The sequence below is a fragment of the Streptomyces sp. NPDC005811 genome (assembly GCF_040630405.1).
In the GTDB taxonomy this organism is placed as follows: Bacteria; Actinomycetota; Actinomycetes; order Streptomycetales; family Streptomycetaceae; genus Streptomyces.
The window spans coordinates 1-17211 of record NZ_JBEXXK010000052.1; the positions used below are offsets into that span (position 1 = coordinate 1).

A 17211-nucleotide genomic window follows, 5' to 3' on the forward strand; every position below is an offset into this window, starting at 1 on the left:
TCACCACCCCGCAACGCCTGCACCGCCAGATGCAACGCCACCAACGACGACGAACACGCCGTGTCCACCGTCACCGCAGGCCCCTCCAACCCCAGCACGTACGACACCCGACCCGACAGCACCGACGCCGTGATACCTGTGGTCAGGTGGCCGTCGGACTCCTCGGGCCGGTCGAGCATGAGCGCGAGGTAGTCCTGGCCGTTGGTGCCCGTGAACACGCCGGTGCGGCTGCCGCGCAGCGCGCCCGGGTCGATGCCCGCGCGTTCCAGTGCCTCCCAGGAGGTCTCCAGCAGCAGCCGCTGCTGGGGGTCCATGGTCGTGGCCTCACGGGGCGATATGTCGAAGAACGTGGAGTCGAACAGCGGTGCGTCGTAGAGGAACGCTCCCTGGCGGGCGTACGTGGTGCCGACTCCGCCCGCCGCGTCGAGGACGCCGTCGAGGTCCCAGCCGCGGTCGGCGGGGAAGTCGGCGACGGTGTCCCGGCCCTCGGTGAGCAGCCGCCAGAACTCCTCGGGGGTGTCCGCTCCACCGGGAAAGCGGCAGCCGAGACCGACGATCGCGACGGGCTCCTGGCGGCTCGTCTCGATGTCATGAAGACGCTTGCGGGTCTGGCGGAGGTCGGCCGTCACCCTTTTCAGGTAGTCCCGCAGCTTCTCTTCATTGCTCGCCATCGTGCTCCACTTCCTCGCCAAAAAGCCGTGAACGGTCCCGTCGCCCGAGCCCGGGTGGTCAGATCCCGAATTCCTTGTCGATCAGGTCGAACATCTCGTCGTCCGTGGCCCCGTCCAGTTCGGCGATCGCGTCATCCGTCTCGTCGGCGGTGTCGGCACCGGTCCACAGCGCCAGCAGTCCGCGCAGCTTCGCCGTGATCTCCGGGTGGGCCTCGCCGCCGGCCCCGGCCTCGGTCGCGAGGACCCCCGCCAGCCGGTCGATCTCGGCGGCGACCCCGGACGTCCCGGCTCGCCCCTCCTCGGAGCCCAGGAGTTCGGCGCCCAGATACCGCGCGATGTCCACCGGTGCCGGATAGTCGAACACCAGGGTCGCCGGCAGCCGGAGTCCGGTCGCCGCGCCGAGCCGGTTGCGCAGCTCCACCGCGGTCAGTGAGTCGAACCCGGCCTCCCGGAACGCACGGCCCGGATCCACCGCGTCGGGCCTGGCGTGTCCCAGGACCACGGCCGCCTGCTCGCGCACCAACTGGACCAGCGCCGCGCGACGTTCGTCGGTTTCCAGCCCGGCCAGCCGCTGCCGCAGCGCGTCGGCGTCCGCCCCGGACCCGACGTCCCGCAGCGCGGCCCCGGCCTCCGGGATCTCTCCCAGCAGGGCGGTCCCCCGTCCGGCAGTGAACGCGGGGGCGAACCGTGTCCAGTCGACCCGTGCCACCACGCCGACCGGATCGCCGGCGCCCACCAGTCGCTCCATCGCCACCAGGGCCGGCTCGGCGTCGAGTCCGGTGAGGCCACGGCGGCGCAGATACTCCTCGACACCGCCGTCGGCCGCCATGCCGTCCTGCGCCCACGGACCCCAGGCCACGGACGTGGCCGGAAGCCCGGCCGCCCTGCGCTGCTCGGCGAGGGTGTCCAGGTAGGCGTTGGCGGCGGCGTAGTTGCCCTGGCCCGGCGATCCGACGGAACCCGCGAAGGAGGAGAACAGCACGAACGCCGACAGCTCCCGGTCCCGGGTCAGCACGTCGAGGTTGTGCGCGGCGACGGCCTTGGCGCGCAGGACGGCCGCGAAACGCTCCGGGGTGAGCGCCTCCACGAGCCCGTCGTCGAGGACGCCCGCCGTGTGCACCACCGCGTCCACCGGATGCTCGGCCAGCAGCGCCGCGAGAGCGTCCCGGTCCGCCGCGTCGCAGGCGGCCACGGTCACCCGCACGCCCGAGGCGGCGAGTTCGTCGCGCAGATCCGGCGCACCGGGCGCGCCGAGACCGCGTCGGCTGATCAGGACGAGATGCTCGGCGCCCTGCGCGGCGGCCCAGCGGGCCACCCGGGCGCCCAGAGCGCCCGTCCCGCCCGTGATCAGCACGGTGCCCGAGGGACGCCATCCCGCGCCGAGGTCGCCGGGTGCCGTCCGGCCGAGCCGTCGCCCGAAGACACCGGTCGCCCGGATCGCCACCTGATCCTCTCCCGAGCGGCCCGCGAGGACGCCGACGAGACGGCCCGCGGTGCGCCGGTCCACGGCCTGGGGCAGGTCGACCAGACCACCCCAGGTCTCCGGGTGCTCCAGGGCCGCGACCCGGCCCAGTCCCCATACCGCGCCCTGCGCCGGGTCGGGCGCCCGGTCGGACCGGTTCACCAGGACCGCTTCCCTGGTCAGCGCCCACAGCGGCGCCGCGAGGTGGGCATCGCCCAGCGCCTGCAGGAGTACGGCGGTGGCGGCGGGGCCGGCCGGGACACCGTCACCGGCGTCCGAGCGCCCGGCGTCCGCGGCGTGCTCGCCGTGGGGCCCGGGCACACCGAGGAAGGACAGGACACCGGCGAGCGGCTCCTCCCCGGCCGCCGTGACCAGCCGCGAGGCCAGCGCGACCCGGTCGGCGCCGGGCTCGTGCACGACGGGTACCACCTCGGCCCCGTACGCCGCGAGGCCCTCCAGCACGGCATCACTCCAGGTGTCCTCCCCGAGCCCGGCGGGCAGCACGGCCAGCCAGCGGCCCGGCAGCGCACCGCCGGACACCGCGCCGAGCGGCTTCCAGGTGATGCCGTAGAGCCAGTCGTCGACCCTGGACTGCTCCTGCTGTCCGCGCCACCACGACGACAGTGCGGGCAACAGCCCGTCCAGCGTGTCCTGTGCCACGCCGAGCGAGTCGGCCAGCGTACGGGTGTCGCCCCGCTCGACCGCGGTCCAGAACCCGGCGTCCGCGCGCTCGGCGGAGCCCGCCGTCGACCGGCCGCCCAGCCGCGCGCCCTCGGGCCAGAAACGCTCACGCTCGAAGGCGTAGGTCGGCAGGTCCACCACGGTGGCCACGGCCGGAGCGAAGACGGCCCGCCAGTCCACCTGGCCGCCGTGCAGATGCAGCCGCACGATCGCGGAGAGGATCGAGTGGGTCTCGGAGCGGTCCTTGCGCAGGGCCGGGGTCAGCAGACGGCCGTCCGCGTCCCCCTCAACACCGGCCTGGGCCAGCGCGGTCAGCGTCCCGTCCGCGCCCAGCGCGGTCAGTGTCCCGTCCGCGCCCAGCTCCACGAACCGCGACACACCCTGCCCGTCCAGACACCCCACCGCAGCCGCGAACCGCACCGGCCGACGCACATGCTCCACCCAGTGATCCGGCGACGTCAGCTCCTCAACCGTCGCCGCCTCGCCCGTCACCGTCGACACGATCGGTATCCGCGGCGGCCCGTACGACAGACTCGCGGCCACGGCCCGGAAGTCCTCCAGCATCGGGTCCATCAGCGGGGAGTGGAAGGCATGACTGACCCGCAGCGCGGTGACCTTGCGGCCCTGGGTACGGAAACCCTCCGCGATCTCCTCGACCTTGTGCGCCGCACCCGAGATCACCACGGCCTGGGGTCCGTTGACAGCCGCGATCCCCACCTCATCACCGAGCAGGGGCAGGATCTCGTCCTCGGTCGCCTGGAGCGCCACCATCGCGCCCCCGGCGGGAAGTGCCTGCATCAGCCGGCCCCGCGCCACCACCAGACGGCACGCATCCGCCAGCGACCACACCCCCGCCACATGCGCCGCCGCGATCTCACCGATGGAATGCCCGGCGAGGACGTCCGGGCGCACACCCCACGACTCCAGCAGCCGGAACAGCGCCACTTCTAGGGCGAACAGGGCAGGCTGGGTGAACTCCGTGCGGTTCAGCAGGTCGGCGTCCTCGCCGAACACCACCTCCCCCAGATCGAAGGGCAGTTCCGCATCCACCGCATCGAAGGCCTCGGCAAAGACGGGATAGGTGTCGTACAACTCGCGGCCCATGCCCAGGCGTTGCGAGCCCTGGCCCGCGAACAGGAAGGCGAGCCGTCGGCCCGAGCGGCCGGGTGTGCCGGTGAGGACGGCGGTGTCGTGCTCGCCGATCGCCAGTGCGCGCAGTCCACGCAGCACTTCGGCGCGGTCGGTGCCCAGGACGACGGCGCGGTGCTCCAGCCAGGGCCGGAGGGCCGACGAGAGGCCGAGGTCGCTCAGGCGCAGTCCGGGGTCGGCGTCAAGGCGGGCCCACAGCCGTTCGGCCTGGCCGCGCAGAGCGCCCTCGGAAGCGGCGGACAGCGCGATCGGAGTGAGGGGCGACTCATCCGGCGCCGGGGCCGGTTCGGGGGTGTCCGTGTCGGGTGACTGCTCGATGATGACGTGGGCGTTGGTGCCGCTGATACCGAAGGACGACACGCCTGCGCGCCGGGGACGCTCCTGCGGCTCCGGCCACGGCCTGTTCTCCGTGAGCAGCGTGATGTCGCCGGCCGACCAGTCGACGAAGGGCGACGGCTCCTCGGCGTGCAAGGTGCGCGGCAGGACACCGTGCCGCATCGCCATCACCATCTTGATCACACCGCCGACACCGGCCGCCGCCTGCGTGTGACCGATGTTCGACTTCAACGAGCCCATCCACAGGGGCTGTTCACGGTCTTGGCCATAGGTGGCCAGTAGTGCCTGCGCCTCGATCGGGTCACCCAGGGGCGTCCCCGTGCCGTGCGCCTCCACCGCGTCCACGTCGGCGGACCGCAGACCGGCACCCGCCAGCGCCTGCCGGATCACGCGCTCCTGCGAGGGACCGTTCGGCGCGGTCAGACCGTTGGACGCGCCGTCCTGGTTGACGGCCGAACCGGCCACCACCGCCAGCACACGATGACCGTTGCGCCGCGCTTCCGACAGGCGCTCCAGCACCAGCATGCCGATGCCCTCGGACCAGGCGGTGCCGTCGGCTCCGGCGCCGAAGGACTTGCAGCGGCCGTCGGAGGCGAGGCCACGCTGCTGGCTGAAGTCGACGAAGGTGTCCGGCGTGGACATCACCATGACACCGCCGGTGAGGGCGAGATCGCACTCGCCGGCCCGCAGCGACTGTGCGGCCAGATGCAGGGTGACCAGGGAGGAGGAGCAGGCGGTGTCGACCGTCATCGCCGGGCCCTCCAGGCCGAAGGTGTAGGCGATACGGCCGGAGTGGACGCTGCTGGTGTTGCCGGTGAGCAGGTAGCCGTCGGAGTCGTGCTCCCCCTCGCGCAGGCAGGAGTTGTAGTCCTGGCCCATGACGCCGGCGAACACCCCGGTGCGGCTGCCGCGCAGGGCGGTCGGGTCGATGCCGGCCCGTTCCAGGACCTCCCAGGACACCTCCAGCAGCAGCCGTTGCTGCGGGTCCATCGCCAGGGCCTCGCGCGGCGAGATCCCGAAGAGTCCGGCGTCGAAGTCCGCCGCGTCGTAGAGGAAACCGCCTCGCCGGACGTAGGTCGTGCCGAGCCGGCCGGGCTCGGGGTCGTACAGCTCCTCCAGGTCCCATCCGCGGTCGGTCGGGAAGTCACCGATCGCGTCGCCGCCCTCGCTGACCAGTCGCCACAGGTCCTCGGGCGACTCGACGCCGCCGGGGAACCGGCAGGCCATGCCGACGATGACCACGGGGTCGTCGTCCGTACCCCGCCCTGCGGGCAGCCCCGCGCCCTGGGCCTGGGCGGTGTCGCCGACGAGCGCGGTCAGCAGGTGCCGGGCGAGCGCGAGGGGCGAGGGGTGGTCGAACACCAGCGTCGCGGGCAGGCGCAGCCCGGCGGTCGCGTTGACGCGGTTGCGCAGCTCGACCGAGGTCAGTGAGTCGAAGCCCAGCGTCTTGAACGCCTGGCCCGGTTCCACGTCGGCGGCGGAGGCGTGTCCGAGTACTTGGGCCACCAGGCCGGAGACCAGGTCCAGCAGGAACGGTTCGCGTTCGGCGGAGGGCAGGGCCAGCAGCCGGCCGCGCAGCTCTTCGCCGCCGGCGCCGTGGCCGCCGGTGTACGCGGTGCGCCGGGCGGGGTCGCGCACCAGCCCTCGTACCAGCGCGGGCGGGTCGGGGAGTTCACGCAGCGCCCGGAGGTCGAGGTCGACGGGGAGGAGGAAGGCGGGTTCGCGGTCCCGGAGCACGGCGTCGAGTACGGCGAGGCCCTGCTCGGCGGCGAGCGGTCGTACGCCGCCGCGCGCCATGCGCTTCAGATCCGCTTCGGTCAGCTCGGCGGTCATGCCCGCGCCGGGCGCCCAGGGGCCCCAGGCGAGCGAGACCGCGGGCAGACCGAGGTTGCGGCGGCACCGGGCGAGGGCGTCCAGGTAGGCGTTGGCCGCGGCGTAGTTGGCCTGCCCGGCACCGCCGAAGGTGGCCGACACCGAGGAGAACAGCACGAACGCGGCCAGGTCCAGGTCGCGGGTGAGCGCGTCGAGGTGCGCGGCCGCGTCCGCCTTGGGACGCAGCACCGTGAGCAGTCGTTCCACGGTCAGCGAGGCGAGTACGCCGTCGTCGACGACCCCGGCGGTGTGGATCACTCCGCTCAGCGGGCGGTCGTCCGGGACCGAGGCCAGCAGGCTCTCCAGGGCCTGGCGGTCGGCCACGTCGCAGGCCGCGACGGTGACGTCGGCGCCCAATGCGGTGAGCTCGGCGGTGAGTTCGCCCGCGCCCGGCGCCTCGGGTCCGCGTCGGCCCGCCAGCAGCAGGTGGCGTACGCCGTGCTCGGTGACCAGGTGACGCGCGACCAGGGCGCCCAGGCCGCCGGTGCCGCCGGTGACGAGGACGGTGCCGTCCGCGAGGCGCACCGAGGAGCTCTCGCCATCGGGGCGGACATCGGTGGGGGTGGGTGAGGAGGGCCGGGGCAGGGACGCCTGGGCCAACCGGGGTACGAGTACCTCGTCCCCCCGGACGACCAGTTCGGCTTCGGCAGCGGGAAGGTCCGGGCCGGTGAGAAGCGCGACCAGTGTGTTCCAGGACCCCGGCGTGCCGTCCAGGTCGGCCAGCGCGATGCGGCCGGGGTTCTCCGTGCGGGCGGATCGCAGGAGACCCCACAGAGCGGCCAGCGCCGGATCCGACTCCTCGTTCGGCCGCGCTGCCACCGCGCCCCGGGTGACGACGACGAGCCGGGCCTCCGCGAGGTCGTCGGCCGCCAGCCACTCCTGTACGAAGGTGAGCGCGGCGGCGGTGACGGCATGGGCCGCGGCGGCTGAGCCGCACAGCGAGGCGTCGGCCGGACCGCTCCACGGCAGCAGCACGGTCCCGGGGACGGGGTCGCCGTCGTGCACGGCTCGGATCAGCTCCGACCAGGTACGGACGGGGACGGCCGGGTGTACGGCGGTCGTGTGGTCGTCGGGGGTCGCGTGGTCCGTCAGAAGGACCGTACGGCCGTCCCTGGTGAAAGCCGTCCCGGAGGGGGCCGGAGCCGAGGGCAGGGCTGCCGACCGCAAGGGCGTCCAGTCGATCACGTACGTTCCGGCGGAGGCGCCCGCGGCTGCGGTCGCTGTCGCGGAGGAGATGCCGCCCACCCCGTCGGCGGGCGCCTCGCGCAGGATCAGCGACTCGACCGTCGCGACCGCGCCACCCGACGGGTCGGCCACGTACAGGGACACCGCGTCGGGGCCGGCCGGAACCACCCGCACCCGCAGGGCGCGGGCCCCGGACGCGTGCAGGGACAGCCCCCGCCAGGAGAACGGCAGTCGTCCGGCGCCCGTGTCACCGAGAGGACCGAAGAGGACGGCGTGCAGGGCCGAGTCCAGCAGCGCGGGGTGCACGCCGAAACGGCCCGCGAGCCCCTCGTGCTCCTCCGGCAGGACGACCTCGGCGAACACCTCGTCGCCCCGCCGCCACACGGTGCGCAGCCCCTGGAATACCGGCCCGTACGTCAGCCCGGCGGCGGCGAACCGGTCGTAGACGTCGGCCACGGGGCGGGGCTCGGCACCCTGCGGGGGCCAGACGGCAAGGTCGGATCCGGCGTCGGTGGGTGCCTCCGCCGCCGTGTCCGGAGCGAGCAGACCGTCGGCGTGCATCACCCACGGTGTGTCGTCCGAGGTGTCCTCGGGGCGTGAGTGCACCTCCACCGTGCGGCGTCCGGCATCGTCGGCCTCGCCGACGGTGACCCGCAGGCGGACCATGCCCTGCTCCGGCACCAGCAGCGGCACCGCGATCGTCAGCTCCTCGACCCTGGTGCAGCCGACCTGGTCGCCCGCGCGCAGTGCCAGCTCGGCCCAGCCCGTCCCCGGGAAGACCACCGCGCCCAGCACGTCGTGGTCCCGCAGCCACGGGTGGGAGTTCAGCGCGAGGCGACCGGTCAACACCGCTCCGCCGTCCGCGAGTTCCACGGCGGCGCCGAGCAGCGGGTGCCCGGCCGCGTCGAGACCCGCGGCGGCCAGGTCGCCGGGACGACTCTGCGACACCTCAGGCCAGAACCGCTTCCGCTGGAAGGCGTACGTCGGCAGCTCCACGGCGTCGGCAACGCCGGCGGGCAGGACGGCACGCCAGTCCACGTCGGCGCCCGCGGTGAACAGGGCGGCGAGGGCGGCGAGGGCGGCCGGTGCCTCGGGCCGGTCCTTGCGCAGCAGGGGTGCGAGCACGGTGCCCTCGGTGTCGTCGAGGGAGGCCTGAGCGAGGGCGGTGAGGGTGCCGTCCGGACCGAGTTCGAGGGAACGGTTGACGTTCTGGTCGGCGAGGGTGCGCACGGCGTCGGCGAAACGCACCGGCCTGCGCACATGACCGACCCAGTAGTCCGCCGACATCAGCTCCTCGGCCGTGGCCGCCTCACCCGTCACCGTCGAGACCAGGGCAAGCTTCGGCCGCTCGTACGTCAGACTCTCGGCAACCTTGCGGAAGTCCGCGAGCATCGGCTCCATCAACGGCGAGTGGAAGGCGTGGCTCACCCGCAGCGCGGTGACCTTGCGGCCCTGAGCACGGAAACGCTCCGCGATCTCCCCGACTGCGGACTCCACACCCGAAACCACCACAGCCTGGGGACCGTTGACCGCAGCGATCCCGACTTCGTCACCGAGCAGGGGCAGCACCTCGTCCTCGGCGGCCTGGAGCGCCACCATCGCGCCCCCGGCGGGCAACGCCTGCATCAGCCGGCCCCGCGCCGCCACCAGACGACACGCATCCGCCAGCGACCAGACCCCGGCGACGTGAGCGGCCGCTATCTCACCGATGGAATGCCCGGCGAGGACGTCGGGGCGCACACCCCACGACTCCAGCAGCCGGAACAGCGCCACTTCGAGGGCGAACAGGGCCGGCTGCGTGAACTCCGTCCGGTTCAGCGGGTCGGCGTCGTCACCGAACACCACCTCCCGCAGGCTGAAGGGCAGTTCCGCGTCCACCGCGTCGAAGGCCTCGGCGAACACCGGGTAGGTGTCGTACAACTCCCGCCCCATGCCCAGGCGCTGGGAACCCTGCCCCGCGAAGAGCAGAGTCGTCTTCCCCGCCCGTGTCAGGCCTGGAGCATCGGAGCCCTCCGCCAGCGCCCGCAACCCCCTCAGCAACTCGTCCCGGTCGGCGGCCAGGACGACCGCGCGGTGCTCCAGGACGGTACGTGTGGTGGCCAGCGTGAAGGCGGCGTCGGCGAGGGAGAGGTCGGGTTGTGCTTCGACGAAGGCCGCCAGGCTCTCGGCCTGGGCGCGCAGTCCGGTGCCGGCCGCGGAAAGCACCCACGGCAGGACCACCGGACGCGCCTGCACCTCGTCCGTGCCGGTAGTCGTCTCCGTGTGAGGGGCCTGTTCGAGGATGACGTGGGCGTTGGTGCCACTGATACCGAAGGACGAGACACCGGCCCGGCGGGGACGATCGGCAGTCTCGGGCCACTCGGTGTTGCCGGTCAGCAGGGTGATCTCCCCTGCCGTCCAGTCGACGTGCGAGGAGGGTTCCTCCAGGTGGAGGGTGCGGGGCAGCACACCGTGCCGCATCGCCATCACCATCTTGATGACGCCGCCCACACCGGCCGCCGCCTGCGTATGACCGATGTTCGACTTCAACGAGCCCAGCAGGAGCGGTTGTTCGCGGTCCTGGCCGTAGGTCGCCAGCAGCGCCTGCGCCTCGATCGGGTCACCCAGCGGTGTGCCGGTGCCGTGCGCCTCCACCGCGTCCACATCGGCGGCCCGCAGCCCGGCACCCGCCAGCGCCTGCCGGATCACCCGCTGCTGCGAGGGGCCGTTGGGCGCGGTCAGACCGTTGGACGCGCCGTCCTGGTTGACCGCTGAACCGGCCACCACCGCGAGCACACGATGGCCGTGACGCCGCGCGTCCGACAACCGCTCCACCAGCAGCAGACCCACACCCTCCGACCACGCCGTACCGTCCGCGCCGTCCGAGAACGCCTTGCACCGGCCGTCCACCGCAAGCCCCCGCTGCCGCGAGAACTCCACGAACATCTCCGGACCCGCCATCACCGTCACACCACCGGCCAGCGCCAGATCACACTCACCCGAGCGCAGCGCCTGCGCCGCCAGATGCAGCGCCACCAGCGACGACGAACACGCCGTGTCCACGGTGACCGCAGGACCCTCGAAACCGAAGGTGTAGGCGATACGGCCCGAAGCCACACTGCCCGTCGAACCGGTCAGCAGATAGCCGTCGGAGTCGTGTTCCCCCGCGCGCATGCAGGAGCCGTAGTCCTGGGTGATGGCGCCGGCGAAGACACCGGTTCGGCTGCCCCGCAGCGTCGCCGGATCGATCCCCGCCCGCTCCAGCACCTCCCACGACGTCTCCAGCAGCAACCGCTGCTGCGGATCCATCGCCAACGCCTCACGCGGCGAGATCCCGAAGAGCGTGGAATCGAACAGGGCGGCGTCGTAGAGGAAACCGCCTTCGCGGACGTAGGTACGACCGACCGTGCCCGGCTCGGGATCGTACAGTCCGTCGAGGTCCCACCCGCGATCCGTGGGGAATCCCCCGATCGCGTCCCCGCCCTCACTGACCAGCCGCCACAGGTCCTCCGGCGAGCCCACCCCACCCGGGAACCGGCAGGCCATACCGACGATCACCACCGGATCGTCGGTCACACTCGTCAGCGCAGGCAGCACGGACGCCGTGTCGTCGGTCTCGTCCCCGTCCGACACCTCGGACAGGAGGTACCGTGCCAGGGCGGCAGGGGTCGGGTAGTCGAAGACCAGCGTGGCGGGGAGCCTCATGCCGGTGGCGGCGCTCACGCGATTGCGGAGCTCCACCGAGGTCAGAGAGTCGAAACCGAGGGCCTTGAACGCCTGATCGGCCTCCAGGTCGGCGGCGGAGGCATGGCCCAGGACGGCAGCGGCCTGTCCGCACACCAGGTCCAGCAGGAATTTCTCCCGCTCGGTCTCGGGAAGCCCTCTGACCTGGCGGCCGAGGTCGGCCGCCCCTCCGACCGCCGCGCGTGCCTCAGCAGCCCGGCGCCCGGGCGCGCGCACGAGCGAGCGCAGCAGATCAGGGACCTGGCCTCGCCTCCGGAGCGCTGCCAGGTCGAGATTGATCGGCAGCACCGCCGCCCGTTCGAGTGCCGGGCCGATCTTCAGTGCGGTATCGAACAACCCGAGGCCCTGCTCGGGAGCAAGGGGCTGCATACCCTCGCGGGCGATGCGGCGCAGGTCCGCGTCGGTCAGCTCGGCGGTCATACCCGCGCCGGGCGCCCAGGGACCCCAGGCGAGAGCGGTCGCGGGCAGGCCGGCGGTGCGGCGGGTGGTGGCGAAGGCGTCCAGGTATGCGTTGGCGGCCGCGTAGTTCGCCTGACCCGCTCCGCCGAAAGTACCGGCGACGGAGGAGAAGACCACGAACGCGGACAGGTCGGCGTCACGGGTCAGCTCATGCAGGTGCACCACCGCGTCGGCCTTCGGCCGCATGACCTTCGCCAGCCGGTCGGGGGTGAGGGAGGCGACCACACCGTCGTCGAGGACGCCCGCCGTGTGGACCACGGCGGTCAGCGAGCGCCCGGCGAGCACCGCGGCGAGTTGGTCACGGTCGGCCACATCCAGGGCCGCGACCTCGACCTCGGCACCCAGCTCGACGAGCTCCGCCACGAGTTCGGTCGCACCCGGGGCGTCGAGACCGCGCCGACTGGCCAGCAACAGACGCCGTACACCATGCTCGGTCACCAGACGACGGGCCACCAGCGCGCCCAGACCACCGGTGCCACCGGTCACCAACACCGTCCCGTCCGGATCCAGCGGCGCCGGAACCGTCAGAACCACCTTGCCCACATGCCGCGCCTGCGACAGATACCGGAACGCCTCCGCAGCACGCCGGACATCCCAGCAGGTGACCGGCAGCGGCTTGAGCACCCCCGCCTCGAACAGCACCACCAGCTCGGCCAGCATCCGGCCGATCCGCTCCGGCTCCACATCCATCAGATCGAACGCCCGGTACATGACCCCGGAGTGCTCGGCGGCCACGACCTCCGGGTCCCGGACATCGGTCTTGCCCATCTCCAGGAAACGACCACCACGCGGCAGCAGCCGCAGTGACGCGTCCACGAACTCACCAGCCAGCGAGTCCAGGACCACATCCATACCCCGGCCATCAGTCGCCGCGAGGAAGGCCGATTCGAACCCGGTGTCGCGGGACGAGGCGATGTGCGTGTCGTCCAGGCCGAGGGTGCGCAGGGTGTCCCACTTGCCGGCACTCGCCGTGCCGAACACCTCCGCACCCAAGTGCCGCGCCAGCTGCACCGCCGCCATACCCACACCACCGGCCGCCGCATGCACCAGCACCGACTCCCCCGACCGCACACCCCCCAGCTCGGTCAGCGCGTGATACGCCGTCAGGAACACCACCGGCGCCGACGCCGCCTCAGCGAACGTCCAGCCCGCCGGGATCCGGGCCACCTTCCGCGCATCCGCCACGACCACCGGCCCGAACGAACCCGAGAACAGACCCATCACCCGGTCACCGACCGCCAGCCCGGACACCTCTGGGCCGACCTCGGTCACCACACCCGCACCCTCCAGACCGAAATCCTTCGCATCCCCCGGGTACATACCGAGCGCGTTCAGCACATCACGGAAATTGACACCCGCCGCACGCACAGCAATACGAACCTGCTGCTCCGCCAACTCCTCCGACGGAACAGCACGCAACACCAGCCCCTCCAGCGTCCCCCTCTCCGCGACATCCAGCCGCCACGCGGACTCCCCCGCCGGAACCGCAAGCCCGGCATCCGGCACCGCACGCACCAGGCGCGGAACGAAAACGCCCCCCGCACGTACCGCGTACTCGGACTCCCCGGAGGCCAGCGCCCCGCTCACCACGGCCCACGACTCGTCCGTTCCGTCCACGTCGACCAGCGCGAACCGCCCCGGATTCTCCGCCCGCGCCGACCGCACCAGACCCCACACCGCCGACAGCACCGGATCCACCGCCACGCCGTCCCACGCCACCGCCCCCTCGGTGACGACCACCAGACGGCCACCCTCGAACCGCTCCTCCGCCAGCCACTCGGTGAGGAGGGTGAGCACCTGCCTGGTCATCGTGTGGGCGGACTCGGCGGTGTCGTCGGCCGGGCGCTCGACCCGAACGAGCACATCGGCGGGCACGGTCTCGTCGGATCCCGGCAGAGCGGTACGAAGGGGCGCCGGAACGGGACCCGGGCTCGCGGAGATCTTCACCCAGTCGGTCTGGAAGAGGTGGTCGACGTGACCGGAGTCCGCAGCCACCAGGCCGCCCGACGCCTCCCGCAACACCAGCGACTCCACCGACCCCACCAACCCACCCGCCGGATCCGCCAGCTCCAACGCCACCACGCCCGACCCCACCACCACCATCCGCACACGCAACCCACGCGCACCCGACGCCCACCACGACACACCCGACCACGAGAAAGGCAACCGCGCCCGCCCCTCCCCGAACACCGACGTGAACACCACCGCATGCAACGCCGCATCCATCAACGCCGGATGCACACCGAACCGCACCGCCCCTTCCTCGTGTCCCTCCGGCAGCCCCACCTCGGCAAAAACCTCGTCCCCACGCCGCCACACCCCACGCAAACCCCGGAACACAGGCCCATACGACAACCCCAGCCCCGCAAAACGCTCATACACCCCCTCGACCGGCACCGCCACCGCATCCCGCGGCGGCCACACACCGAAATCGAAACCGCCGGCCGACGGCGTCTCCGAGGTCTCGGAGAGCGCGCCGGTCACATGGAGGGTCCACGGATCTGAGTCGAGGGCGTCGTCCGTACGGGAGTGGATCTCCAGTGCACGCCGGCCGGCGTCATCCGCCGCACCCACCCGCACCTGAACCCGCACCCCACCACGCTCCGGCACCACCAACGGCGCAGCGATCGTCAGATCCTCCACCCCGCCACAACCCACCTCCTCACCGGCCCGCAACGCCAACTCCAGGAACCCCGTCCCCGGAAACATCACCACACCCCCCACCACATGATCACGCAACCACTCCTGCACCACCACCGACAACCGACCCGTCAACAACACACCGTCCCCACCAGCCAACTCCACCGCAGCACCCACCAACGGATGCCCCGCCGCACCCAACCCCACCGCACCCAGATCCCCGTGCGTCGAGCCCGCGTCCCGGGACCAGAAGCGGCGCCGCTGGAACGCGTAGGTCGGCAGGGGGACCCGCTCGTCGGCGACCGTCTGCTCGTTGGGGGCGAACGCCGTCTCCCAGCGGACCGGGAGACCGCTGACGTGGAGCCGGGCGAGGGCGGCGAGGAAGGTGTCGGGCTCGGGCCGGTCCTTGCTGAGGGCGGTCGCGAAGACGTGGGATCCGCCGTCCAGGCAACTCTGGGCCAGGGCGGTCAACTGGCCGTCGGGGCCCAGTTCGAGCAGTCGGCCGACCTTGCGCTCCGCCAGGGTGCGGACGCCGTCGGCGAAGCGGACCGGGCGGCGGACGTGCCGCACCCAGTAGTCGGGGGAAGTGAGTTCGTCGGGACCGGCGGGGCGGCCGGTGACATGGGAGACCACGGCGATACGCGGGGGGTTGTAGGTGAGGGTCTCGGCCACGGCCCGGAAGTCGTCGAGCATCGGGTCCATCAGCGGGGAGTGGAAGGCGTGGCTGACCCGTAGGGGGGTGACCTTGCGGCCTTGGGAGAGGAAGCCGTCCGCGATCTCCGCGACCGCGTCCGCCTCACCCGAGATCACCACGGCCTGGGGTCCGTTGACCGCCGCGATGCCCACCTCGTCGCCCAGGAAGGGCAGGACCTCGTCCTCGGTCGCCTGGATCGCCACCATCGCGCCCCCGGCGGGAAGTGCCTGCATCAGCCGGCCCCGCGCCACTACCAGACGGCACGCGTCCGCCAGCGACCACACCCCCGCCACATACGCGGCCGCGATCTCACCGATCGAGTGACCGGCGACGACGTCCGGGCGTACACCCCACGACTCCACCAGCCGGAACAAGGCCACTTCCAGTGCGAACAGGGCCGGTTGGGCGTGCTCCGTGCGGTTCAGCAGGTCAGCGTCGTCACCGAACACCACCTCCCGCAGATCGAAGGGGAGTTCCGCGTCCACGGCATCGAAGGCCTCGGCGAAGACGGGGTAGGTGTCGTACAACTCGCGCCCCATACCCAGGCGTTGCGAGCCCTGGCCGGTGAACAGCACCGCCAGTCGTCCGCCGGGCCGGACGCTTCCCTTGACGGTGTGGGGGTGGGACTCGTCGGCGGCGAGGGCGGTGAGGCCGGTGCGCAGGTCGGCGAGGGTGCGACCGGTGATCACGGCCCGGTGTTCGAAGGTGGAGCGGGTCGTGACGAGGGCGCGGCCGATGTCGGCGGGGTGCAGGTGGGGCTCGTCGTCGAGGTGGGTGAGCAGGCGGGCGGCCTGTGCCTGCACGGCGGCGCGGCTACGGGCGGACAGCACCCAGGGCAGGGGGCGTTCGCCGGTCGGCCGGTCGGGGCCGGTCGTGGGAGTGGCAGCGGCGCGTACCTGGTCCGTCTCGCTCTGCGGGTCGAGCGGCTCGGGCGCGGGGGCTTCCTCGACGATCAGGTGGGCGTTGGTGCCGCTGATGCCGAACGAGGAGACGGCGGCGCGGCGCGGCCGGTCGTCGGGGCGGGGCCAGGGCTGCTCCTGGGTGAGCAGGCGGAGCTCGGCGGCGGTCCAGTCGATGTGCGGGGACGGCTCGTCGGCGTGCAGGGTGCGGGGCAGCAGGCCGTGGCGCATGGCCAGGACGAGTTTGATGACGCCGGCGACACCGGCGGCCGCCTGGGTGTGTCCGATGTTGGACTTCACCGAGCCGAGCCACAGGGGGCGGTCCACGGGGCGGTCGGCGCCGTAGGTGGCCAGCAGCGCCTCCGCCTCGATGGGGTCGCCGAGCGGGGTGCCGGTGCCGTGCGCCTCGATGGCGTCGATGTCCACGGCGGACAGGCCCGCGTTGGCCAGGGCCGCGTGGATGACCCGCTCCTGGGCGGGGCCGTTGGGGGCGGTCAGGCCGTTGGACGCGCCGTCCTGGTTGACCGCGCTGCCGCGGATCACGGCGAGGACGGGGTGGCCGTTTCGGCGGGCGTCGGAGAGGCGTTCCAGGAGCAGCATGCCGACGCCCTCGGCGGGGCCGAAGCCGTTGGCTGCGGCGGAGAACGCCTTGCACCGGCCGTCGGCGGCGAGCGCGCGCTGCCGTCCGAAGTCGACGAACATCTCGGGGCCGGACATGACGGTCACGCCACCGCCGAGGGCCAGGTCGCACTCGCCGGAGCGCAGGGACCGTACGGCGAGGTGGAGCGCCACCAGCGAGGAGGAGCACGCCGTGTCGACCGTGACGGCGGGGCCCTCCAGGCCGAAGGAGTAGGCGATGCGGCCGGAGGCGACGCTGATGGTGCTGCCGGTGAGGAGATGGCCGCCGAGGTCGGCCTGGGAGTCGTGGGAGCGCGGCAGGTAGTCCTGGGCGATGGCGCCGACGAACACGCCGGTGGACGAGCCGCGCAGGGCGGCGGGCAGGATGCCGACGCGCTCCACGGCCTCCCAGGAGGTCTCCAGCAGCAGCCTTTGCTGCGGGTCCATCGCCTGGGCCTCGCGGGGCGAGATCTCGAAGAACTCGGCGTCGAACAGCGGCGCCTCGTGCAGGAAGCCGCCTTCGCGGACGTACGAGGTTCCGGGCCGGTCGGGGTCGGGGTCGTACAGCGCGTCCAGGTCCCAGCCACGGTCGGCCGGGAACGGGGAGACGGCGTCGGTCCCCGAGGCCAGCAGCCGCCACAGTGCCTCGGGGGTGTCGGCCCCGTCGGGGAAGCGGCAGCCCATCGCGACGATCGCGACGGGTTCCTGCTGCTGTTCCTCGAGGTCCTGCAGACGTTTGCGTGTCTGACGAAGGTCGGCCGTGACCAGCTTGAGGTAGTCCCGCAGCTTCTCTTCGTTGCTCGCCATTCGATGCCACTTCCT

2 protein-coding genes are annotated in these 17211 nt (G+C 72.6%); both read right to left on the minus strand.

The window, feature by feature from the left end:
- On the minus strand, positions 1 to 671 hold a 671-nt coding region (locus tag ABZ490_RS40230; RefSeq protein WP_359002188.1), incomplete at its 3' end, for a beta-ketoacyl synthase N-terminal-like domain-containing protein.
- Between the two features lie 58 nt (positions 672 to 729).
- Positions 730 to 17196, minus strand: a complete 16467-nt coding sequence (locus tag ABZ490_RS40235) for a type I polyketide synthase (RefSeq protein WP_359002190.1) — start codon at positions 17194 to 17196, stop codon at positions 730 to 732.
- Between the last annotated feature and the right edge of the window lie 15 nt (positions 17197 to 17211).